The 22204-nt window shown below is 65.8% G+C and carries 19 protein-coding genes; 5 read left to right on the top strand and 14 right to left on the bottom strand.

The window, feature by feature from the left end:
• The first annotated feature begins 92 nt into the window (after positions 1-92).
• The 4 genes from QZ847_RS16440 to QZ847_RS16425 all read left to right on the top strand — a co-directional run bounded on the left by QZ847_RS16440 (position 93) and on the right by QZ847_RS16425 (position 5689).
• Positions 93-2846 (top strand): ribonuclease E/G, encoded by a 2754-nt coding sequence (locus QZ847_RS16440; protein WP_294358662.1) that lies wholly within the window; start codon positions 93-95, stop codon positions 2844-2846.
• A 169-nt stretch (positions 2847-3015) separates the two neighbouring features.
• The gene (locus QZ847_RS16435) at positions 3016-4362 is read left to right on the top strand and encodes a M48 family metalloprotease (protein ID WP_294358660.1); all 1347 of its coding nucleotides are present in this window, start codon (positions 3016-3018) and stop codon (positions 4360-4362) included.
• Positions 4359-5078 carry a DsbA family protein gene (locus tag QZ847_RS16430; protein WP_294358643.1) on the top strand — a complete coding sequence of 240 codons (720 nt, stop codon included), beginning with the start codon at positions 4359-4361 and terminating at the stop codon, positions 5076-5078. Before QZ847_RS16435 ends, QZ847_RS16430 begins: the two co-directional genes overlap by 4 nt.
• Before the next feature lie 380 nt (positions 5079-5458).
• Positions 5459-5689, top strand: a complete 231-nt coding sequence (locus QZ847_RS16425; protein WP_294358641.1) for a hypothetical protein — start codon at positions 5459-5461, stop codon at positions 5687-5689.
• 244 nt (positions 5690-5933) lie between these two features.
• Here the strand turns inward: QZ847_RS16425 and QZ847_RS16420 are convergent, their stop codons facing one another.
• The 13 genes from QZ847_RS16420 to QZ847_RS16360 all read right to left on the bottom strand — a co-directional run bounded on the left by QZ847_RS16420 (position 5934) and on the right by QZ847_RS16360 (position 19063).
• Entirely contained in the window at positions 5934-6233 is a 300-nt protein-coding gene (locus QZ847_RS16420; RefSeq protein WP_294190585.1) for a GCN5-related N-acetyltransferase, read from the bottom strand.
• Positions 6230-6436, bottom strand: a complete 207-nt coding sequence (locus QZ847_RS16415; RefSeq protein WP_294190586.1) for a TOBE domain-containing protein — start codon at positions 6434-6436, stop codon at positions 6230-6232. Before QZ847_RS16415 ends, QZ847_RS16420 begins: the two co-directional genes overlap by 4 nt.
• Positions 6437-6570: 134 nt before the next feature.
• The gene (locus tag QZ847_RS16410) at positions 6571-6795 is read right to left on the bottom strand and encodes a hypothetical protein (RefSeq protein ID WP_294358639.1); all 225 of its coding nucleotides are present in this window, start codon (positions 6793-6795) and stop codon (positions 6571-6573) included.
• A 147-nt stretch (positions 6796-6942) separates the two neighbouring features.
• Positions 6943-8334, bottom strand: coding sequence for a dihydrolipoyl dehydrogenase (lpdA, locus tag QZ847_RS16405; protein ID WP_294358634.1), 1392 nt, complete (start codon positions 8332-8334; stop codon positions 6943-6945).
• 110 nt (positions 8335-8444) lie between these two features.
• Complete coding sequence (gene odhB / locus QZ847_RS16400) at positions 8445-9716, bottom strand: 2-oxoglutarate dehydrogenase complex dihydrolipoyllysine-residue succinyltransferase (protein ID WP_294358631.1); 1272 nt, start codon at positions 9714-9716, stop codon at positions 8445-8447.
• Positions 9717-9742: 26 nt separating this feature from the next.
• Complete coding sequence (locus QZ847_RS16395) at positions 9743-12709, bottom strand: 2-oxoglutarate dehydrogenase E1 component (protein ID WP_294358628.1); 2967 nt, start codon at positions 12707-12709, stop codon at positions 9743-9745.
• Between the two features lie 138 nt (positions 12710-12847).
• Positions 12848-13732 (bottom strand): succinate--CoA ligase subunit alpha, encoded by an 885-nt coding sequence (sucD, locus tag QZ847_RS16390; RefSeq protein WP_019515918.1) that lies wholly within the window; start codon positions 13730-13732, stop codon positions 12848-12850.
• A 23-nt stretch (positions 13733-13755) separates the two neighbouring features.
• On the bottom strand, positions 13756-14718 hold the full coding sequence (gene mdh / locus QZ847_RS16385) for a malate dehydrogenase (RefSeq protein WP_294192592.1): 963 nt from the start codon (positions 14716-14718) through the stop codon (positions 13756-13758).
• A 123-nt stretch (positions 14719-14841) separates the two neighbouring features.
• A complete protein-coding gene (zapE, locus tag QZ847_RS16380; RefSeq protein ID WP_294358623.1) occupies positions 14842-15936 on the bottom strand; it encodes a cell division protein ZapE in 1095 nt (364 codons plus the stop codon).
• Positions 15936-16409: a PaaI family thioesterase gene (locus tag QZ847_RS16375; protein ID WP_294358621.1), complete on the bottom strand. Its 474-nt coding sequence runs from the start codon at positions 16407-16409 to the stop codon at positions 15936-15938. The genes zapE and QZ847_RS16375 overlap by 1 nt, the downstream gene beginning before the upstream one ends.
• Before the next feature lie 89 nt (positions 16410-16498).
• Positions 16499-17281 (bottom strand): succinate dehydrogenase iron-sulfur subunit, encoded by a 783-nt coding sequence (locus QZ847_RS16370; protein ID WP_093005567.1) that lies wholly within the window; start codon positions 17279-17281, stop codon positions 16499-16501.
• Between the two features lie 175 nt (positions 17282-17456).
• Complete coding sequence (locus tag QZ847_RS16365) at positions 17457-18050, bottom strand: ATP-dependent Clp protease proteolytic subunit (RefSeq protein ID WP_294358619.1); 594 nt, start codon at positions 18048-18050, stop codon at positions 17457-17459.
• A 47-nt stretch (positions 18051-18097) separates the two neighbouring features.
• On the bottom strand, positions 18098-19063 hold the full coding sequence (locus QZ847_RS16360; RefSeq protein WP_294358617.1) for a C13 family peptidase: 966 nt from the start codon (positions 19061-19063) through the stop codon (positions 18098-18100).
• 153 nt (positions 19064-19216) lie between these two features.
• Between QZ847_RS16360 and QZ847_RS16355 the strand changes: the two genes are divergently transcribed.
• Positions 19217-20215, top strand: coding sequence for an SDR family oxidoreductase (locus QZ847_RS16355; protein ID WP_294358614.1), 999 nt, complete (start codon positions 19217-19219; stop codon positions 20213-20215).
• A gap of 64 nt (positions 20216-20279) precedes the next feature.
• Here QZ847_RS16355 and sdhA read toward each other — a convergent pair whose 3' ends face one another.
• Positions 20280-22088 (bottom strand): succinate dehydrogenase flavoprotein subunit, encoded by a 1809-nt coding sequence (sdhA, locus tag QZ847_RS16350; RefSeq protein WP_294358610.1) that lies wholly within the window; start codon positions 22086-22088, stop codon positions 20280-20282.
• Positions 22089-22204: the final 116 nt, after the last annotated feature.

The raw sequence follows: 22204 nt of genomic DNA, 5'->3' as shown, positions 1-22204 counted from the left end.
GCCCGGTCATCCGCGGCGCGCGTCCAATCATCGCGCGGGCGCACCGCTAGCCGGACGGCCCAGCGCGCGGAGAACATTCAATGACCACGCGTATGCTGATCGACGCACGCCACCGGGAGGAGACCCGGGTCGCCGTTGTCAAGGGTAACCGGATCGAGGAATTCGATTTCGAGAGTGCGGAGCGCAAGCAGCTCAAGGGCAATATTTATCTCGCCAAGGTGACGCGCGTCGAGCCGTCGCTGCAGGCCGCGTTCGTCGACTACGGCGGCAACCGCCACGGCTTTCTCGCCTTTTCCGAAATTCACCCCGATTATTACCAGATCCCGAAGGAGGATCGCGACGCGCTGCTGCGCGAGGAGGCCGAGCACGCCGCCGAGGAAGCGAAGCTGCGTGCCGAGCTGGACGCGGAAGACGCCGGGTTCGACGAGGACGACGACGCGCACCACGACGATGACGCGCATGACCTCGACGACGATCATGCCGACGAGGATGATGCGCACGACGACCACGTCGATGACGCGGGCGCCGACGACGATGCAGAGGGCGCGTCGGACAATGCCGGTGGTCGCCGCCGCAAGGGGCGTCGCTCCAACGGTGACGATCAGGTCGAGGCGCTGCGCCAGCGCCGCATGAACCTGCGCCGCCGCTACAAGATTCAGGACGTGATCCGCCGCCGCCAGGTGCTGCTGGTTCAGGTCGTCAAGGAAGAGCGCGGCAACAAGGGTGCGGCGCTGACGACCTATCTGAGCCTTGCCGGCCGCTATTGCGTGCTGATGCCCAACACGTCGCACGGCGGAGGCATCAGCCGCAAGATTTCGAACGCGGGCGATCGCAAGCGGTTGAAGGCGATCATGGCGGACCTCGAGCTGCCGTCGTCGATGGGCTGCATCGTGCGCACCGCGGGCCTTCAGCGCACCAAGACCGAGATCAAGCGCGACTTCGATTACCTCGCCCGCCTTTGGGACGAGATCCGCGACAAGACTTTGTCTTCGTCTGCGCCCGCGCTCGTCTACGGCGACAGCGACCTGATGAAGCGCGCGATCCGCGACATCTACAACAAGGACATCGACGAGGTGATCGTCGAGGGCGACGACGGCTATCGCCAGGCGAAGGACTTCATGCGCCTGTTGATGCCGACGCACGCGAAGAAGGTGAAGCATTACAGCGATCCGATCCCGCTCTATCAGCGCGCGGGCGTCGAGGATCAGCTCGCCGCGATGTACCATCCGGTGGTGCAGCTGAAATCGGGCGGATACCTCGTCATCAACCCGACCGAGGCGCTCGTGTCAATCGACATCAACTCGGGCCGCTCGACGCGCGAGCACAATATCGAGCAGACCGCGACCGCGACCAACCTTGAGGCGGCGCAGGAGATCGCGCGCCAGCTGCGCCTGCGCGACATGGCGGGCCTGGTCGTCATTGACTTCATCGACATGGACCACGGATCGAACGTCCGTAAGGTCGAGAAGGCGATGAAGGAGGCGCTCAAGAACGATCGCGCGCGTATCCAGGTCGGCCGCATCTCGTCGTTCGGGCTGATGGAGATGAGCCGCCAGCGGCTGCGCACCGGCGTGCTCGAGGCATCGACCCGCCAGTGCCCGCACTGCGAGGGCACGGGTCTGGTGCGCACCGCGTCGTCGGCGGGCCTGTCTGCGCTTCGCCTGATTGAGGATGAGGCTGCGCGCGGGCGCGGCTCGCACCTGACGCTGCGCTGCAGTCAGGAAGCGGCCTTCTACGTCCTCAACCGCAAGCGCGGCGATATCGCCGAGATCGAGGATCGCTACGGCGTTCAGGTCGACATCCTCGCCGACGGCGAGGAGGAGGGCGCACGCATGTCTGTCGAGGCCGCCGGTCCGCCGCCCGCCTACGCGCCCAAGTTCGACGCACCGATGATCGAGGTCGAGGAAGACCTGGAGGACGAATACGAGGTCGAGGAGGAAGAAGAGGCGGTCGAGGAGGAAGCGCCGGCCGAGCGCGGCCAGCGCGAGCGCGACTCTGAGGATCGCGAAGGTGGCCGTCGCAAGCGCCGCCGTCGCGGACGCCGCAACCGCGGGCGCGGCGAGGGCGAGGACTCGCATGCCGATGCGGGCGAGGCGGTCGAAGCGGACGCTGACGAGGCCGATGCTGCTGACGAGTCGATCAGCGTCGAAGAGGCGGATAATGGTGCGCGCGAGGAGCGCGGCGAGGGCAACGGTCGTCGTCGTCGTCGCAACCGCCGCGGTCGTCGTCGTGACGGGCAGGGTGGTGCATCGGACGAGATGCAGGTCGCGGGCGAAGCGGTGAGCGAGCCTGCACCTGAGGAACAGCTTGTTGAAGCAGCGGCCGAGCCGGCGGTCGAAGAGCGGGTGGCCGAGGTCGAGGCGGCACCCGAGCCTGCGGCCAAGCCGAAGACGCGCCGTCGTCCGCGTGCACGTGCGGCGGACGCGACGTCCGACGCTCCGGCTATCGTCGAGGCGGAGCCCGTGCCCACACCGGTCGAGGAAGCGTCGGCGGCCGACGACCTTCCGACAGCGGCCGAAGCACCCGCCAAGCCGAAGCGCACGCGCCGCAAGAAGTCGGATGCACCGGCGATCGAGGCGGGCGACGCCGCGCCGGTCACCGATGGTCTACCCGCGCCCGACGTTGCGGAAGAGGCGGCTCCGGCCAAGCCGAAGCGCACGCGGCGCAAGAAGGCCGATGCCGCACCTGCGGAGGTTGAGGCGGTGCCGCAGGCCGACGCGCCGTCATCAGCGGATGAGGCGCCGGTCGCCGTCAACGCCGAGCCCTCGGGCGATGACGCACAGCCTGCATCGGATGGCGACGCATCGCCGCGTCGTGGCTGGTGGCAGCGTACGTTCGGTAATTGATCGAGCGTTGAGCAAGGCACGTCGCCCGGATGCTTCAGCAGTGGTTCAGCGCCGCTGCAGCAAGCGTCCGGGCGATGCGCTGCTATGATCCCGCGCCGGTTGACGTTATCGTGACGCGGATGCGTTCACTGACATCTCAGACTCTTATCGGCGCGGGCGGCGCGCGGTGATCCGCCGTATCATCACGTTGCTGGCGGGCGCGGCGATGCTCGCGGGCACACCGGTGCAGGCGCAGTCGCTGCTTCGCGATGCCGAAACCGAGTCGCTGTTCCACGACATGTCGGCGCCGATCGTGACCGCGGCAGGACTTCGCCCCAACGATGTCCAGTTCGCGTTGGTTAACGACGGATCGATCAACGCCTTCGTCGTCGGCGGGCAGACGGTGTACATCCACTCGGGGCTGATCGAGGCGGCGGACAACGTGAACCAGGTGCAGGGCGTGATCGCGCACGAACTGGGGCACATCGCCGACGGCCACGTCGCCAATGCCGACGCGGGGCAGAAGCCGGCGATGGCGATGTACCTGCTGTCGATGGTGCTCGGGCTCGCCACCGCGGCGGCGGGTGGCGGCGCGGCGGGCATGGGCGTGATGGCGGCGGGGCAGCAGGCGGCGATGGGCCATTACCTCGCGTTCACGCGGACGCAGGAAGCGACGGCGGATGCGAGCGCGATCAAGTATCTGAAGACCGCCGGCATCTCCGCCAAGGGCATGCTGACCTTCTTCAAGGTGTTGCAGCAGCAGGAATATCGCTACGGGACGGGCAACATCGATCCGTTCATGCAGTCGCACCCGCTGTCGGGCACGCGCATCGCGACGCTGGAAGGCGACGTGAAAGAATCGCCCTTCTATAACAAGCCGATCGACCCCGCCTTGCAGGAACGGTTTCGCCGCGTGAAGGCAAAGTTGCTGGGCTACGTTTCCGATCCCAAGCAGACGCTCAACGAATATCCCGACACCGACCAGTCGATCTACGCGCATTACGCGCGCGCCTATGCCTATCACAAGGCTGGTTACCCCGACAAAGCCGATGCCGAGGCAGCGGCGCTGATCAAGGCCAAGCCCGAAGATCCGTATTTTCAGGAGATCGTAGGGCAGATCATGCTGGAGGCCGGCAGACCCAAGGACGCGCTGGTGCCGTTGCGCGCCGCGTATGAGGGCACGCGCAGCAATCCGCTGATCGGCACGACGTACGGGCACGCGCTGATCGCGACCGAGAACCCGGCGAATTATGATGAGGCGAAGCGCGTGCTGCGTGTCGCGGTGCAGCGCGATGACGAGAATCCGTTCGCGTGGTTTCAGCTCGGCACCGTGTACGAGTTGACCGGCGACGAGGCACGCGCGGCGCTCGCCGGTGCGGAGCAGGCGAGCCTGACCGGCGATACGGCAACCGCGGCAGTGCGTGCGCGCATGGCGTTGGCGGGCTTACCGAAGAATTCGCCCGACTGGATCCGCGCACAGGACATTTCGATGACGTCGCAGGACGTGATCGACAAGGGTAAGAAGAAGCGGAAATGAACCGGGCGACCTTGTTGGGCATGGTGGCGCTGGGCGCGGTCTTCGGCGCGGGTGGCATGTTCTTGGCCGACCGGGTCGCGCCGTCCGATCTGGGCAGCGCGGACAAGGTGCGGGTCGAGCGCGTCGTGCGCGACTATGTGCTCGCCAACCCCGAGTTGATCCCGCAGGCAATGCAGAAACTGCAGGAACGTGACGCCGCGAGGGCAGTGGCGGCGAGCCGCGGTGCGATCCAGGAGCCGTACGCGGGCGCGTGGATCGGCAATCCCAAGGGTGATGTGACCTTGGTCGAATATTACGATTACAATTGCGGCTTCTGCCGCGCGACGCTGCCGGTGTTGCAGAAGCTGGTCGATCAGGACCCGAAACTACGAATTGTATTCAAGGAACTGCCAGTTCTATCGGCCGAGAGCCGGGTCGCGGCGCGTGCGGCGCTGGCCGCGGCACAGCAGAACAAGTTCAAGCCTTTTCACGATGCGCTCTACGCCGCCGGGCCGGTCAGCGACGCGACGATCGCCGCAGCGGCGCGCACGAGCGGGGTCGATCTATCGAAGCTGCCCGACGACGTCGACGCGACGATCCGCGAGAATCTGGAAACCGCGGCCAAGCTCGGCATCACGGGCACGCCCAGTTGGGTCGTCGGCGATCAGGTGCTGACCGGCGCGCTGCCGATCGACCAGTTGCAGTCAGCGATTGCCCGCGCGCGCGTGAGGGGATGATCGCTGCCTTGACGGCTGGTGGCTTTGATCGGGGCGCCGATGACGGGTTCTCCCTGCTTGCGCTGCCCGTTGATTCAGGTCGGCAATTGAAACAAAACAGGTGCGCGATAGGTCGCGCTGGGATCGTCCGCTCGGATGATCAGCGTGGTGTTGCCATGACGGTAGGCTGATGCCGATACTTTGCGGCCTATGACGTGACTAAGCGTCGCGCCGAGCAGGAGGCACGCGGAAACTTGCACGTGACCGCGTAAACCAAAGCACACGCGTTTCAGATGAAGACTCTTTCTGCCCGGCAGCGTGGGCACTTGTAAAAAAAGTCGCAACATACGTTAGGTTAACGGTTGGTCCGTAGTGGTGTGTTCGCCACAAGGACAATACGCATGCTCAAGCTTGCCTTTCATGTTTTCACCCGGGTCGACTACGCCCTCGCGACGCGGCAGCAGCGCATGGATGCTCGCGCTCGCGCTGCCTACGCCAGCGCCATGTACGGAATCGATGCTGCTGACGAACTGCTCGCCAAGCTACGTGACCCACGTCGTCGTCGCTCGCGTCGAGCGCTCCGCCTAGCCGTCGCTGAGCTTACCTTGAAGCAGCGTTTGAACACCCACTAGGCTGGCCAGCCGGTGCCCGGCGCGAACCTGCGCGGGGCAAGGGGTGAATGACGTGCTTCCAAGGTCACAAGAGTGTGAAGCCACGGTAGTTGGTGACCAACATGCCGCTTAGAAGTCCTCTCTGTCACGTACTGCTACAAACGAGTGGTCCGCCGGCGCTGCGAGCGTGCTGTAGCGAGGATTAAGCGTGCCGGCAGGAGGAAGCTCGCGGTAGGCCCAGATGTTCGATGTATCCTTCTGGGGGTTACGCCGGTGCCTTGCCCCGCCAGGCGAGCGATTGGTGGTTGAGTGCGCTCAGGTCGGCGCGGCCATCGATAACGGCGTCGCCGAGCTCGACCGCGCGGGTGAGCAGCGCGATGTCGGCGTGGGCGTAGGCCGGACGCTTTGCGATCGCGTCGTACCACACGCCACCGACCGCGGCGTCGAGCAGGATGCGTTGAAAGCAGTGGTCGTTGCGCACCGGCCAGCCGCGCGATGCGGCGAGCGCGGGCATCGTCTCGCGCGTCAGCACCAGCCAGCGCTGTTCGAGTGCGTCGCGCGTCACTTGCCGATCAGGACGTCGCTCGCCTTTACCAGCACGGTGACGCGGTCGCCGACGGCGAGGCTCAGTTCAGCGATTGCTTCCTCGGTGATCGAGGAGGTGACGACGTTGCCGCCGCCGATGTCGACCTTGATCGTGCCGTTGACGGCGCCCGGATTGATCGCGGTGATCGTTCCCGAGAACTGGTTGCGTGCGCTGATCTTCATCGTCCGAATGCCTCTTCGATGCAGCCGAAACAGCCGCCTGCCATAGCGGTCATGCGACGAGGAACGCGCGCACGCAAGGATGCGCAGGCATGCGCGAGGACGACCGATACGCCGCCGCTCCCCGCGCAATCGGATCAGCCGTGGTGCGCCTGCGCCGCCTGCTTGCGTGCCGCGACCTTGGCACGGTAATGCCCGACCGCACAGCCGATCGCGGCGCCCGCGACCGCGTGACCCTTGCCGACGAAATGCCCGCCGGCGCCACCGACCGCTGCGCCCTTCAGGCAGCCCTTCGCCTCGGCGGGCGCAGTGGTGATGAGCGCGGAAGTGGCGAGTGCCAGAACGATCGCTGCGTGCTTCACGATATGTCTCCTTGATGGAGCATCGTTTATGCACCCGTGCCGCTGTCGCAGCGGTGATGGCCGGGTTAAACTTCGGTCACCGACACGGAAACGGCGACGGCGCATCACTGCACCGCCGCCGTCTGCATGACTTGGTTTGAATGCCGATCAGATATGGATTGGCTTCCCCGTCACCGCCATCGCGGCTTCCTTGATCGCTTCCGAATGCGTTGGATGCGCGTGGCAAGTGTAGGCGATGTCCTCGCTTGTCGCGCCGAACTCCATCGCCTGCGCCGCCTGCGCAATCATCGTGCCCGCGACCGAGGCGATTGCCCAGACACCGACGACGCGGTCGGTCTTTGCATCCGCGATGATCTTCACGAAGCCGTCGGGTTCGTGGTTGGTCTTGGCGCGGCTGTTCGCCATCATCGGGAACTTGCCGACCTTGACCTCACCCTGCTCGCGCGCGAGCTCCTCGGTCAGCCCGACGCCCGCGATTTCGGGCCAGGTGTAGACGACCGACGGAATGATCGCGTGATTCACGATGCCGTGCTGACCCGCAATGTTTTCCGCGACCGCGATCCCCTCATCCTCAGCCTTGTGCGCGAGCATCGGACCCGGGATCACGTCGCCGATCGCCCACACGCCGTCGACCGCCGTGCGGAAATCATGGTCGGTCTCGACCTGCCCGCGTCCGTTCGGCGACAGCCCGATCTTGTCGAGCGCGAGGCCGTCGGTGTTGGCGCGGCGACCGATCGAGACGAGCACACAGTCGGCGGTGAGCGTCGTCGCCTCGCCGCCTGCGGCAGGCTCCAGCGTCAACGTGGCGGTGGTCCCGTCCGAGGTGATGCCGGTTACCTTGGTGCCGAGCTTGAACTCGATGCCCTGCTTCTTGAAGATCTTGTTCGACTCCTTGCGGATATCGCCGTCGAAGCCGGGCAGGATCTGGTCAAGGAACTCGACGCAAGTGACCTTGGCCCCCAACCGGCGCCACACGCTGCCGAGCTCAAGCCCAATCACGCCGCCGCCGATCACCACCATGTGCTCGGGCACCTTGGGCAGCTCGAGCGCGCCGGTCGAATCGACAATCACCTTCTGGTCGATCTCGACGCCCGGCAGGGGCGTGACGGACGAGCCGGTCGCGATGACAATGTTCTTCGCGGTCACCTTCTGGTCGGCGACGGTGACGGTGTGCGCGTCCTCGAACGCGGCACGGCCCTTCAGCCACGTGACCTTGTTCTTCTTGAACAGAAACTCGATCCCGCCGGTCAGCTGCTTGACCGCGTCACGACGCTGGCCGTGCATCGCCTCAAGGTCGAGTTCGGGCGTCACCTTGATGCCCATCTTCGCCATCGCGCCGTTCGCCGCGGCGTCGAAATATTCCGATGCGTGGAGCAGCGCCTTCGACGGAATGCAGCCGACGTTGAGGCAGGTGCCGCCCAGTGTCTCGCGGCTTTCCGCGCATGCGGTCTTGAGCCCGAGCTGCGCGGCACGGATCGCGGCGACGTAGCCGCCGGGGCCGGCACCGATCACCAGCACGTCGTAGTCGTATTCAGCCATCGTACTTCTCCCGGGCATCAGGCCAGCTTAGGGCTGGCGTCTCGCGCGGAAGGAGCGGTGCGCCCCGAAGCACGAGACCCCGGCGAAGGCCGGGGTGACGCTTGATATGATTACAGGTCGATCAGGATGCGAGTTGGGTCCTCGATTGCGTTCTTGAGCGCAACCAGGAAGGTCACCGCCTCGCGTCCGTCGATCAGGCGGTGGTCGTAGCTGAGCGCCAGATACATCATTGGGCGCACTACGACCTGGCCGTTCACGACCACGGGGCGATCCTCGATCCGGTGGAGGCCCAGCACCGCCGACTGCGGCGGGTTGATGATCGGGGTCGACATGAGGCTGCCGAACACGCCGCCGTTCGAGATCGTGAACGTGCCGCCACGCATCTCGTCCATCTTGAGCGTGCCGTCCTTGGCACGGCGGCCGAAGTCACCGATCGTCTTCTCGATACCTGCGACCGACAAGTCCTGCGCGTCACGGATGACGGGAACGACCAGACCGCCCGGTGAGGACACCGCGACCGATATGTCGGCGTAATCGCGGTAGACAATCTCGTCACCCTCGATCGAGGCGTTGACGGATGGAATGTCCTTCAAGGCCATCGTCGCGGCCTTAACGAAGAAGCCCATGAAGCCCAGGCGGACGCCGTGCTTCTTTTCGAACAGATCCTTGTACTTGGCGCGCGCCTCGATCACCGCGGTCATGTCGACGTCGTTGAACGTCGTCAGCATCGCGGCGGTATTCTGCGCTTCCTTTAGCCGCTTGGCGATCGTCTGGCGCAGGCGGGTCATTTTCACCCGTTCTTCCTTACGACCCGACGCAGCGGCAGGAGCCACGGCTGCCGGTGCGGGAGCTGCCGACGCGGCAGGCTTGGACGAGGCCGCGGTGGCGACATCTTCCTTGGTGATGCGACCGTCCTTGCCGGTGCCCTTGATCGTCGAGGGGTCGACGCCGTGTTCCAGCACCGCGCGGCGCACCGAGGGCGAGAGCGCGGCGGGGCCGTCGCCTGCGACAGGCGCCGCGCCGTGGTTGCCGTAGCCGCCTGCGACCGGGGCAGCGTCATCCTGTGATGGGGAAGGGGAGGGCGAATTAGCAGGCGACTGCGTGGCTGCGGGCTGCGGCGCGCTCGACTGCGCAGGGGCCGAGCCGCCCGCGTCGACCGTTGCCAGCAGCGCGCCGACCTCGACCGTGTCGCCGACCTTGACCGCATGCTCACCCATCACGCCTGCCACCGGCGAGGGAACCTCGACCGACACCTTGTCGGTTTCAAGGCTCGCGATCGGCTCGTCGGCGGCGACCTTGTCGCCCGGCTGCTTCAGCCACTCGCCGACGGTAGCTTCGGTGATCGATTCGCCCAGCGTGGGCACCAGAACTTCGGTTGCCATGATCTATTCCTGTGTTGAGCGAAGGGTCAGGCGCCGGCCGAGCCGGCCTTCTTGGTGGTGTCGGCCTCGCGGGTCCGGCGGATTTCCTCGCGCACATTGTGCCCGAGCGCGTCGGCGATCAGTGCACCCTGCTCGGCCTGGTGACGCTTCATCAGACCGGTTGCCGGTGACGCCGCAGGGGCGCGGCCGGCGTAGCGCGGACGCTTGACCGGGCAGTTCGCCTGTCCAAGTACTTCCTCGATGAACGGCTCGACGAAGAACCAGTAGCCGTTGTTGCGCGGCTCTTCCTGCGCCCATACGACCTCTTCGAGGTTCGGCATTCGCGCGATCCGCTCGACCAGCGACTGCGTCGGGAAGGGGTAGAGCTGCTCGACGCGCACGATCTGCGTGTGCTCGTCGCCGGCGGCATCGCGCGCTTCCATTAGGTCGTACGACACCTTGCCGGTGCACAGCACCAGCCGCTTGGTCGCCGCATCCGCGGGCGCCGAGGGGTCGGACAGGACGCGGCGGAAATGCGTGTCGCGCTGGAAGTCCACCGCGCTCGACACCGCCAACTTGTGACGCAAGAGCGACTTGGGCGTGAACACGACCAGCGGCTTGCGGAAATTGCGGTGCATCTGCCGGCGAAGCAGGTGGAAATAGTTCGCCGGGGTGGTGCAGTTCGCGACCTGGATGTTGTCTCCCGCACATGCCTGCAGGAAGCGCTCGGGGCGCGCCGACGAGTGCTCGGGTCCCTGGCCCTCGTAGCCGTGCGGCAACAGCATCACCAGGCCGTTGGCACGCAGCCACTTGGCCTCGCCGCTAGTGATGAACTGGTCGATCATGATCTGCGCGCCGTTGACGAAGTCGCCGAATTGCGCCTCCCACAAGACGAGCGTCTTCGGATCGGCGAGCGCGTAGCCGTATTCGAAACCGAGCACGCCGTATTCGGACAAGGGCGAATCGAGCACCTCGAAGCTGCCATGCTCGACGTTCCACAGCGGCACATACTTGTGCTCGTCGCTTTGATCGACCCAGACGGCGTGACGCTGAGAGAACGTCCCGCGGCCGGAGTCCTGCCCCGACAGACGGACGCCGTAGCCCTCCGAGAGGAGCGAGCCGAACGCCAGCGCCTCACCGGTCGCCCAGTCGAAGTTCGCACCCGAGCGGAACATCTCGCGCTTGGCGTCGAGCACGCGCGACAGCGTCTTGTGGACCGAGATCGTGTCGGGGATCGTCGTCAGCAGACGGCCGAGCGCGTCGAACAGCTTGGGCTCGATGCCGGTTTCGACGCTGCGACGCTGGCTGTCGGCGTCTGCGGGGGCGTGGAGCCCAGACCAGCGGCCCGCGAACCAGTCGGCCTTGTTGGGCTTGTACGCCGCACCCGCTTCGAACTCGCCTTCCAGCCGCGTCGTGAACTGCTTCACATTCTCGTCGACCCATGCCTGATCGACGACGCCTTCCTGCACCAGTCGCTTGGCGTAGATGTCGCTGACGCCCGGATGGCTGCGGATCGCCTTGTACATGATCGGCTGGGTGAAGCCCGGCTCGTCGCCCTCATTGTGCCCGAAACGGCGGTAGCACCACATGTCGATGACGACGTCGCGGTGGAACTTCTGTCGATACTCGATCGCCATCTTGGTGGCGAAGGTGACCGCCTCGGGATCGTCGCCGTTGACGTGGAAGATCGGCGCCTGCACGCCCTTGGCGACGTCCGACGGATAGGGCGAGGAGCGCGCGAATTGCGGGCTGGTCGTGAAGCCGATCTGGTTGTTGATGACGAAGTGGACACAGCCGCCGGTGTTGTAGCCGCGGATGCCCGAGAAGCCGAAGCATTCCCACACGATGCCTTGGCCCGCGAAGGCAGCGTCGCCGTGGATCAGCACGGGCAGCGAGCGCGAGTGCGTGTCGAGATCACCCGCAATCGTCTGGATCGCGCGGATCTTGCCGAGCACGACCGGGTCCGCCGCTTCGAGATGCGAGGGGTTGGCGACCAGGCTCATGTGCACCTTGTGGCCGTCGAATTCGCGATCGGTCGAGGTGCCGAGGTGGTACTTCACGTCACCCGATCCACCGATGTCGTCAGGGTTGGCGCTGCCACCCGCGAATTCGTGGAAGATGACGCGCAGCGGCTTGCTCATCACGTTGGCGAGCACGTTCAACCGGCCGCGGTGCGCCATGCCGAACACGATCTCGTTGACGCCCGCCGCACCGCCGTACTTGATCAGGCTCTCGAGCGCAGGGATCATGCTCTCGCCGCCGTCGAGGCCGAAGCGCTTCGTGCCGACGTACTTGCGGCCGAGGAACTTCTCCCACTGCTCGGCCTCGATCACCTTGTTGAGGATCGCCTTCTTGCCTTCGGGCGTGAACTCGATCGCCTTGTTCTTGCCCTCCATCCGATCCTGGAGGAAGCGGCGCTCCTCAACGTCGGCGATGTGCATGTATTCGAGGCCGACGTTGCCGCAGTAATTCGCGCGCAACGTATCGACGACCTCGCGTACCGTCGCCCATTCAAGTCCAAGCGTGCCGCCGAGGTAGACGGGGCGGTCGATGTCATTGTCGGTGAAGCCGTAATATTCGGTCTTCAGATCCTCGGGCAATTCGCGCAGGCCCGACAGGCCGAGCGGGTCAAGGTTCGCCGCCAGATGCCCGCGCACGCGGTACGTGCGCACCAGCATCTGCACGCGGATCGAATCGCCCGCGGCGCGGATGATGTCGTCCTTCGACGGCGCGGCCGCGGCCGGTGCTGCCTTGGCGCCGCCTTTCGCGGGCTTGGGCGTCGGCTCCATCTGCGTCGGGTCGAGCGCGGCCGTCAGGTCGTCGGTGGTGGTGAGCGGCCAGCGCTGGTTGGTCCACGACGGCGAGCTGCTTGCGCCCTCAAGCCCCTCGAAAAAGGTGCGCCAGCCCGGCTCGACGCTGTCGGGTGCGGATTTGTAGCGGGCGTAGAGCGTGTCGATGAACGCGGGGCTGACGCCGCCGGCGATGTCGCTGAAATCCTGACCTTCGAAGCCCATCACACACCTCATGTCCCGCCCGCGAAGGCGAGGGTGGGGCCGGCCGCCCCGAAGGCGGCAATCGGACAAGCGCGGGTGGCCCCGGTTACAAGCGCCCGTCCGTCATTCACGCGTCGCCCGCGAACGGGCGGCAGCGCCTCAACCCTTCAACACCTCGAGCAGGGTCGAGCCGAGCTCGCTCGGGCTCGCCGCGACCTTGATCCCGGCCGCTTCCATCGCCGCGATCTTGCTCTCGGCGTCGCCCTTGCCGCCCGACACAATCGCGCCGGCGTGGCCCATGCGACGGCCCGGAGGCGCGGTGCGGCCGGCGATGAAGCCGGCCATCGGCTTCTTGCGCCCGCGCTTCGCCTCGTCCTTCAGGAACTGCGCCGCCTGCTCCTCGGCATCGCCGCCGATCTCGCCGATCATGATGATCGACTCGGTCGCGTCGTCGGCGAGAAACAGCTCCAGCACGTCAATGAAGTTGGTGCCGTTGACCGGATCACCGCCGATGCCGACTGCGGTGGTCTGACCAAGGCCAGCGTTCGAGGTCTGGAACACCGCCTCGTAGGTGAGTGTGCCCGAGCGGCTGACGACGCCGACCGAGCCCTTGCGGAAGATGTTACCCGGCATGATGCCGATCTTGCACTCGCCTGGCGTCAGCACGCCGGGGCAGTTCGGGCCGATCAGCCGCGACTTCGACCCCGACAGCGCGCGCTTGACGCGCACCATGTCGAGCACCGGAATGCCTTCGGTGATGCAGACGATCAGCGGGACCTCGGCATCGATCGCCTCCAGGATCGAGTCCGCGGCGAAGGGAGGCGGCACGTACACTGCGCTCGCGGTCGCGCCGGTCGCGGCAACGGCTTCGTGCACGGTGTTGTAGATCGGCAGCCCGAGGTGCTCGGTGCCGCCCTTGCCGGGCGTCACGCCGCCGACCATCTGCGTGCCGTAGTCGAGCGCCGCCTGTGTGTGGAAGCTGCCGGTGTTGCCGGTCATCCCCTGCGTGATGACCTTGGTATTCTTGTCGACGAGGATGCTCATCGGGGGTCCTTTTCGTCAGCCGTTCAGGCGAGCGTGTTGTCGATGCCGCGGCATGCGGTGAGCAGTTCCTTGACCGCGTCGACCGACACCTGGAGGTTCTGCTTCGCCTCGTCCGACAGCTTGACCTCGACGATCTTCTCGACGCCGTTTGCGCCGATCACGACGGGGACGCCGACGTAGAGGTTGTCGATGCCGTACTCACCCGACAGGTTGGCGGCGGCGGGCAGAATGCGCTTCTGGTCGTAGAGATACGCTTCCGCCATCGCGATGCCGCTGGTCGCGGGCGCGTAGTAGGCCGAGCCGGTCTTCAAGAGCGCGACGATCTCGCCGCCGCCGCCGCGCGTGCGCTTGATGATCTCGTCGACCTTCTCCTTGGTCGAAAAGCCCATCTCGATCAGGTCGCTGACCGGGATGCCGCTGACGGTCGAATATTCGAGCACCGGAACCATCGTGTCGCCGTGACCGCCGAGCACGAACGTGTTCACGTCCTTCACGCTGACGCCGAACTCGGTCGCGAGGAAGTGCGAGAAGCGCGCCGAGTCGAGCACGCCGGCCATGCCGACGACCTTGTTATGCGGCAGGCCGGAGAATTCACGCAGCGCCCACACCATCGCGTCGAGCGGATTGGTGATGCAGATTACGAACGCGTCGGGGGCGTTGTTCTTGATACCCTCGCCGACCGCCTTCATCACCTTCAGGTTGATGCCGAGCAGGTCGTCACGGCTCATGCCGGGCTTGCGCGCGACACCGGCGGTGACGATGATAACGTCCGCGCCCGCGATGTCGGCATAATCGTTGGTGCCGGTGATCTTGGCATCGAAGCCTTCGACCGGCCCGCACTGCGACAGGTCGAGCGCCTTGCCCTGCGGGACGCCTTCGACGACGTCGAACAGGACAATGTCACCCAAACCCTTGAGCGCAGCCAAATGCGCGAGCGTGCCGCCGATGTTGCCGGCGCCGATAAGCGCGATCTTCTTGCGGGCCATTCCATCCCCTCTCGTCATTACGGTGGATGGTTAGGTCGCCTACGCCCTTTGGCCGTGCGCCACAACCCGCAAAACGGTGGGCAACAAGATTGTAGCGATAACGGTTCGCAATATCGATAAGCGTTATTCCTGGCCGTGGCCCTGCGCCAGATAGTCCTGCGATCGCATCTCTTCCAAGCGGCTGACCGTGCGTTCGAACTCGAACCGCCCGTCACCGGAAGGATAGAGCTGGTCGGGCTGCGCATCGGCGGCGGCGAGCAGCTTGACCTTATATTCATACAACGCGTCGATCAGGCTGACGAAGCGCGCAGCCTCGTTGCGCATGTCGGGACCGAACTGCGGGATGCCGACGAGAATGACGGTGTGATAGCGCCGCGCGATGCAAAGATAGTCCGCCGGTCCGCGTGCCTCGCCGCACAGCCGCTTGAAGCTGAACACCGCGACACCCTTTAATGCCTTGGGCACGTGGAGTGTGCGTCCCTGTACCGGAAGGTCTTCGCTCGGTACGTGCTCGCGATCCTCAGGCGGATAGTCGGTCAGCCGGAAGAACGCGGCGGAGAGCTGCGCGGTCGCCTCTGCGCCGTTGGGCACGAGCCAGGTGTCCTGCTGCCCCAAACGATCGCGCCGGTAGTCGACCGGACCGTTGAGCGCGAGCACGTCGAGCCGCTCGCCGATCAGCGCAATGAAGGGCAGGAAATGCTCGCGATTGAGGCCGTTCCTGTAGAGATCGCCGGGCGCGCGATTGCTGGTGGTGACGATCGTCACGCCCGCCTCAATCATCGCGGTGAACAGCCGCGACAGGATCATCGCGTCGGGTGAGTTGGTGACCATCATCTCGTCGAATGCGAGCAGGCGGGCGTCCTCCGCTAACGCTTGCGCGACGGGCAGGATCGGATCGCCCGCTTCCTTGCGCCGCTCGACGGCGATGCGGCCGTGAACCTCGATCATGAACTCGGCGAAATGGACGCGGCGCTTCGCTGGCACGTCGACGTGATCGAAGAACAGATCCATCAGCATCGACTTACCGCGCCCGACGTCACCCCAGAGATAAACGCCCTTCGCCGGAACCAGCCGCTTGCGGAACAGGCCGGTGGTGCGCGGATGCTCCAATTCATCCGCCAACGCGTCGAGCCGGTCGGCGGCTGCGGCCTGCTCGGCATCGGGTCGGAGCTCGCCCGCGGCGATCAGCGTGTCGTAGGCGGCGCGTACCCCCACCATCAGCCGTCGCTCGGCTTGCGGATCGTGCTGGAGAATTCGGCGATCGTCATGTCGAACTGAACCAACAACCCGCGTACGAAGATCAACCGACGCGTCTCACGCAAGATCTCGACCTGCGCCTCCAGCGGCTCGCCGATGCGGCCCGCGCCGATGAAATGGGTGTTGAGGTCGAGCGTCACCGCTGGCCCAGCCGATAGCAGGCCGAAGCTGCGTATCGCCGCGAACAGCGCCACGTCGATGAAGCCGAGCAGCGCGCCACCGTGCACGTTGTTGCCGAAATTGGAGTGGCGATGTTCCGGCATCATCCGGACGCGGGCGAGCACGTCTTCCCGTCGGACGATCACGTCACCTAAAAATGCATTGAAGCGGGTATCGTCGCGAAAGCGCCAGTGCATCCAGCCGGGGTGGTCGGGATGCTCGTCGAAGAGGAAGGCACGCGAGGGTACGGCCTCGCTGTGGTCACTACGATCCATGCTGATCCAGTCGTGCCGGCGGCGGAAACGTGTTCAGGCACGCGCCGCGGCAGGACCGGCATGAACGGTGGTGGGGGAGGGTCGGCGGATCAGACGATCCGCTCGACCTCCATCTTCTTGATCTCGGCGATCGCCTTCGCAGGCGACAAGCCCTTTGGACAGACGTTGGCGCAGTTCATGATCGTGTGGCAGCGATACAGGCGGAACGGATCCTCCAGCGCGTCGAGTCGCTCGCCCGTCATCTCGTCGCGGCTGTCGGCGAGCCAGCGGTACGCCTGAAGCAGGATCGCCGGCCCGAGGAACTTGTCGGAGTTCCACCAATAACTCGGGCACGAGGTCGAGCAGCACGCGCACAGGATGCACTCGTACAGGCCATCGAGCTTGGCGCGCTCTTCCGGGCTCTGCAACCGCTCCTTGCCCGAAGGCGGCGGGGTAACGGTCTGCAGCCACGGCGTGATCGAAGCATATTGCGCGTAGAAGCGCGTGAAGTCGGGCACCAAATCCTTGACCACGTCCATCGCGGGCAGCGGGGTGATCTTCACCTCACCCTTCACGTCCTCGATCGCGGTGGTGCAGGCAAGACCGTTGCGCCCGTCGATGTTCATCGAGCACGAGCCGCAGATACCCTCGCGGCACGAACGACGAAAGGTGAGCGAGGAGTCCTGCTCACCCTTGATCTTGATCAGCGCGTCGAGCACCATCGGCCCGCACTCGTCGGTGTTGACCTCGAACGTGTCGAAGCGCGGGTTCTCGCCCGAATCCGGATCGTAGCGGTAGATCTTGAAGTTGCGCATCTTGCCGCCGGGCTGCGGCGAGGGGTGCTTGCTGCCGCCCTTGATCCGGCTGTTCTTGGGCAGGGTGAACTCGGCCATGCGCGTCTCTTACTCATCTGGTGGCAGGATCGCAGGCGAGGCACGTCACGATCGCTGTCGGCTCAGTTACCCGATCGCGGCCGCAGCCGCAAACGAGCCTGCATCACTCCTAGCGCGGGCGCGCCAAGGCTCAAGATATAATATGCCGCGCCCGCGTCCGCCACCATTTGCGCAATCAGATGATGTCGAGCACCAGACCCAGGTCGCGCGCGTGGCTCGCCTCGATGTACCAATTGTGCGGCGCGCGCTGCTTCAACTCCTCCAGCGTCACCTGTGTGCCGCGAATGAGATCGGCGAACCCCTCGTCCTGGATGCGGATCGAGTCCTCGATCTCGTTCAGCTTGGCGTTGAGTACCGGCGACAACGTGTTGAGCGGGCCGGACAGTTCGATCGTCGAGTTCATCAGCCGCTCGTGGATCATCAGCCGCGAGTTCTTGGTCAGGAAGCGCTTGTCGGCGGGGAAGGCCGACATGAAGGTCGCGCCGGCGGAGTAGACCGCGACCTTGCCGAGGAACAGCGTCTCGCGGCCGGTATATTCGCGCAACAGGCGGATCGAATCACCCATCGCGCGCGCCATTTCAGGATCGCCGCCCAGCGTTGTGATCGACACCACCAGCGGACCTTCCGCGGGCGCGGCGGCGAGGCCGTCGAGGAATTTGGCATACATCTGATCGTCGACGGTGCCGTAGAGCTGGATGTGCGGACGCGCGAGCAGCGGGTAATTGTTCGCGTTGCTGGGCGTCGTTGCGGGGGTGCTGGGCTGGTTCATGGCGCGCTTAGCGTCACGCGCTGCGCAAGGTTCCGCCGCTTCTTTGCCTATTTAACTTGGAGCAAGGCAATCGCGGGCCGGCCAGCGCGCGGGGTCGCGGGGGGTAGGTCGCGTTCCAGTGCGGCGAGCCAGGTCCTCGCGCCCGCACCGATCGACACCTGCGGCCGTGAGGGGTCGAGCGACGAGGCACGCTCCCATCCCGCGATCAGCGTCTGCGCCTCCGTGGCCGCGCTGGCGAGTGGTTGTGGTTTTCTGAGGGCGGTGTTGACCAGCGCATCACCGAAGAAGGTCCAGTCGTTATCGGCCTGACAGCCGAACGACGGGCGATCCGCCGCCGCGGCCGTCACGATCGCGGTCGTATCCGATGACAGCATCGGCACGAACACCCCCGAATAGCAGGCGCTGAGCAGGAGCAGGCGATTGCGGATGCCAAGCGTCGACAGCTGATTCCACAAGCGGGCAGGCGAGACCGCGCCGTAGCCCTGATCGCCGTCATTATAATAGAGTCCGAACGGCGCGCCGTGGCTGGTGGTGTAGAGGATCAGCACGTCCTCCGCCGTGTCCATCACCTCGGCGACGCGCGCGAGCGCGAGGTCGAGATTACCGGGGCTGCCCATCGCCTGATCGCTGTCACGCGTGCCGTCGCTGCCGGCGAGCAGGATGACGTGGCCGTCGGCGTGGTAGCGGTGCGCGAGCACCCGTGCGGCCTCGCGTGCCTCGCGCCCGAAGACGGGATCGCTGTCGAGCGCGGCGACGATCACGAACGCGTCAACCACGCCCGGCCGCTGCGGCCGGACCGCGGCGAGCGTGCGGTCGAGCCGGCGGTGTTCGTCGAGCCGCCATCGTGCGGGCCGGTCGCGCTCGACATTGATCCCCATGTCGGCCTGGACCTGCGTTTCGTTGTCGCCGCCGGTGAACACCGGGGCGGGCAGGGTGTGTCGAACGGGCTGGTAGGTTTGCGCAGTCGCGACGGACGCGATCGATGCAATGACAAGCGGCAGAAGCATACGCATGGCCAAGGTCCCCGGCGCGCAGAGTAGCCGGTACGGTGCATGGCTCGTCAAGAGCGCAATCACTGCCCTCCCGCGGTTCACTCGCCCGACGCACACACGGGAACGCTCGTCCGTCAGGTTCGCTCTGCTGCACATGCGAGAGGATGCCCGCCTATGCCATTGAAGTTGAAGCCGCTTGATCAACAGGTGATCGTCATCACCGGTGCCTCGTCAGGGATCGGCTTGGTCACCGCGCGGCTTGCCGCGGACCGCGGCGCGCAGCTGGTGCTGGTCGCTCGTGACGAAAACGCGTTGGGCGAGATCGTGGCGGAGATCGAACAGGCGGGTGGGGAGGCCTATGCGGTCGCTGCCGACGTCGGCGACCCCGAGGCGGTGCAGCGCGTTGCGCGGCACGCGGTGGCGCGGTTCGGACGCGTCGACACCTGGGTCAACAATGCCGGTGTCGCGATCTACGCCAAGCTGCTCGACACGCCGATCGGCGAGCATGAGCGGCTGTTCCGCACCAATTACTTCGGCGTCGTCAACGGCTGCGCCGCCGCGGTGCCGCTGCTGCGCGAGCAAGGCGGCGCGCTGATCACCGTCGCGTCGATTGCGGCGGGTATGCCAAGCCCGCTGATGGGCGCCTATGCCGCCAGCAAGCATGCGGTGAAGGGCTATGTCGACACCTTGCGCGCCGAGTTGTTGCAGGAGGGCGCGCCGATCTCGGTCACGTTGATCCAGCCGTCAGGGATCGACACGCCGGTCGCGGAGCACACTAGCAACCACGTCGGCGGCAAGGCGCGCATTCCGCCGCTGGTGTACGATCCGCTGCTGGTGGCAGAGGCAATCCTCGACGCAGCGTCTCGCCCAACGCGCGGCGTGACCGTGGGTGGCGCGGGAAAGATGCAGGTGCTCTTCGCGCAACACGCGCCGGCCCTCTTCGACCGCGTGGCGGCGCTGGGTTCCGCGCTGTTCATCGATCCGACGCGCAATCAGCCGCGCCCGGACAATCTTTTTACCCCGGCGCGTGACGGCGCGGAGCGATCGCGCGACCAGACAGGCAAGGGGTTAAGCGTCTATACGTCGGCAGCGCGGCATCCGGTGGCGACGCTGGCGATCGGTGCGGTAATGGCAGGGGCAGGGCTGTGGTGGCAGCGGCGCCGCGCGGCGTGATTTAACAAGAAACCCGCCGGAGGCCGTCCGGCGGGTTCCCATAAGATCGACGTTGATCGGCGTCTTAGTAGACGCGCTTCTTCGGCTTGATGTACTCGATGTCGTCGGTCAGCGAGTAATCGTGCACCGGGCGGTAGTCGATCGCGACCTGTCCGCCCTTGCCGCCCCAGCCGTCGAACGTGGCGATGGTGTGCTTCATCCAATTCGCATCGTCGCGATCGGGGAAGTCCTCGTGCATGTGCGCGCCGCGCGACTCCTTGCGATTGTCGGCCGAGCGCATCGTGACGACCGCCTGCGACAGCAGATTGTCGAGCTCGAGCGTTTCGACCAGGTCGGTGTTCCAGATCAGCGAGCGATCCTTGACCGACACGTCGCCGATCGAGGTGTAGACCTGATCGATCTTCTGGACACCTTCGGCGAGCAGCGCGGTGTCGCGGAACACCGCGCAGTGCTTCTGCATCGTCTGCTGCATCTCGCGACGGATATGCGCGGTCGGCGTCGAGCCGGCGGCGTTGCGGAACGTGTCGAGGCGGGTCAGCGCCATCTCCTCCGACCCCTTCGGCAGCGGATTGTGCGTCGTGTTGGGCTTGAGGATATCCTTGATCCGCAGACCCGTCGCGCGGCCGAACACGACCAGATCGATCAGGCTGTTCGAGCCGAGGCGGTTGGCGCCGTGGACCGAGACGCACGCCGCCTCGCCGACCGCGAATAGGCCCGGCACGACCGCGTCGGGGTTGCCGTCGCGAAGGTTGACGACCTCACCGTGATAGTTGGTCGGGATGCCGCCCATGTTGTAGTGAACCGTCGGCGTCACGGGCAGCGGCTGGCGAGTCAGGTCGACGCCGGCGAAGATCTTGCCCGTCTCGGTGATGCCGGGCAGCCGCTCGTGCAGCACCTTGGGATCGATGTGATCGAGGTGAAGGTAGATGTGGTCGCCGTTCGGGCCGACACCGCGACCTTCGCGCATCTCCGCCGCCATCGAGCGCGCGACGACGTCGCGGCTAGCGAGGTCTTTCGCGCTCGGCGCATAGCGCTCCATGAAGCGCTCACCCTCGGAGTTGGTGAGGTAGCCGCCTTCGCCGCGCGCGCCCTCGGTGATGAGCACGCCCGCGCCGTAGATGCCGGTCGGGTGGAACTGCACGAACTCCATGTCCTGCAGGGGCAGGCCGGCGCGCAGCACCATCGCGTTGCCGTCGCCGGTGCAGGTGTGCGCCGAGGTCGCGGAGAAATAGCAGCGTCCGTAGCCGCCAGTCGCCAGCACGACATTGTGCGCGCGGAAACGGTGGATCGACCCGTCTTCCATGCAAAGCGCGATCACGCCGCGGCAATTGCCCTGATCGTCCATGATCAGGTCGAGCGCGAAATATTCGATGAAGAAGTCCGCGTCATACTTCAGCGACTGCTGGTACAGCGCGTGCAGCATGGCGTGGCCGGTACGGTCGGCGGCGGCGCAGGTGCGCTGCGCAGGGGGACCTTCGCCCATATTCTGCATCATGCCGCCGAACGGGCGCTGATAGATCTTGCCCTCTTCGGTGCGGCTGAACGGCACGCCGGCGTGCTCCAGCTCGTACACGGCGGCGGGCGCCTCGCGGCACAGATATTCGATCGCGTCCTGGTCGCCCAGCCAATCCGACCCCTTGACGGTGTCGTACATGTGCCAGGTCCAGTGGTCGGGACCCATATTGCCCAGCGAGGCGGCGATGCCGCCCTGCGCGGCGACGGTGTGGCTGCGCGTCGGGAACACCTTGGTGATGCAGGCGGTCTTCAGACCCGCCTCGGCAATGCCCATGGTGGCGCGCAGGCCCGAGCCGCCCGCACCCACGACGACGGCGTCATAGGTATGGTCGATGATCTTGTAAGCGGCAGCGGACATTATGCAGCGGCTCCGAAAGCGATCTTGAGGATCGAGAAGATGGCGACGGCGGCGGTCGTGAAGACGAACAGGTTCATGACGACGAGCAGCGCGACCCGGTTCTGGTCCTGCTCATA

It is taken from the genome of uncultured Sphingomonas sp. (assembly GCF_913778135.1).
Lineage (GTDB): Bacteria > Pseudomonadota > Alphaproteobacteria > Sphingomonadales > Sphingomonadaceae > Sphingomonas.
This window is presented reverse-complemented; position numbering and strand designations above follow the sequence as displayed.

Bases quoted from the DNA above. Each gene is read 5' to 3' on its own strand.
- QZ847_RS16440 (WP_294358662.1), top strand. From the start codon at position 93: ATGCTGATCGACGCACGCCACCGGGAGGAGACCCGGGTCGCCGTTGTC.
- QZ847_RS16430 (WP_294358643.1), top strand. From the start codon at position 4,359: ATGAACCGGGCGACCTTGTTGGGCATGGTGGCGCTGGGCGCGGTCTTC.
- QZ847_RS16425 (WP_294358641.1), top strand. From the start codon at position 5,459: ATGCTCAAGCTTGCCTTTCATGTTTTCACCCGGGTCGACTACGCCCTC.
- QZ847_RS16415 (WP_294190586.1), bottom strand. From the start codon at position 6,436: ATGAAGATCAGCGCACGCAACCAGTTCTCGGGAACGATCACCGCGATC.
- lpdA (WP_294358634.1), bottom strand. From the start codon at position 8,334: ATGGCTGAATACGACTACGACGTGCTGGTGATCGGTGCCGGCCCCGGC.
- odhB (WP_294358631.1), bottom strand. From the start codon at position 9,716: ATGGCAACCGAAGTTCTGGTGCCCACGCTGGGCGAATCGATCACCGAA.
- QZ847_RS16395 (WP_294358628.1), bottom strand. From the start codon at position 12,709: ATGGGCTTCGAAGGTCAGGATTTCAGCGACATCGCCGGCGGCGTCAGC.
- sucD (WP_019515918.1), bottom strand. From the start codon at position 13,732: ATGAGCATCCTCGTCGACAAGAATACCAAGGTCATCACGCAGGGGATG.
- mdh (WP_294192592.1), bottom strand. From the start codon at position 14,718: ATGGCCCGCAAGAAGATCGCGCTTATCGGCGCCGGCAACATCGGCGGC.
- zapE (WP_294358623.1), bottom strand. From the start codon at position 15,936: ATGGTGGGGGTACGCGCCGCCTACGACACGCTGATCGCCGCGGGCGAG.
- QZ847_RS16375 (WP_294358621.1), bottom strand. From the start codon at position 16,409: ATGGATCGTAGTGACCACAGCGAGGCCGTACCCTCGCGTGCCTTCCTC.
- QZ847_RS16370 (WP_093005567.1), bottom strand. From the start codon at position 17,281: ATGGCCGAGTTCACCCTGCCCAAGAACAGCCGGATCAAGGGCGGCAGC.
- QZ847_RS16365 (WP_294358619.1), bottom strand. From the start codon at position 18,050: ATGAACCAGCCCAGCACCCCCGCAACGACGCCCAGCAACGCGAACAAT.
- QZ847_RS16360 (WP_294358617.1), bottom strand. From the start codon at position 19,063: ATGCGTATGCTTCTGCCGCTTGTCATTGCATCGATCGCGTCCGTCGCG.
- QZ847_RS16355 (WP_294358614.1), top strand. From the start codon at position 19,217: ATGCCATTGAAGTTGAAGCCGCTTGATCAACAGGTGATCGTCATCACC.
- sdhA (WP_294358610.1), bottom strand. From the start codon at position 22,088: ATGTCCGCTGCCGCTTACAAGATCATCGACCATACCTATGACGCCGTC.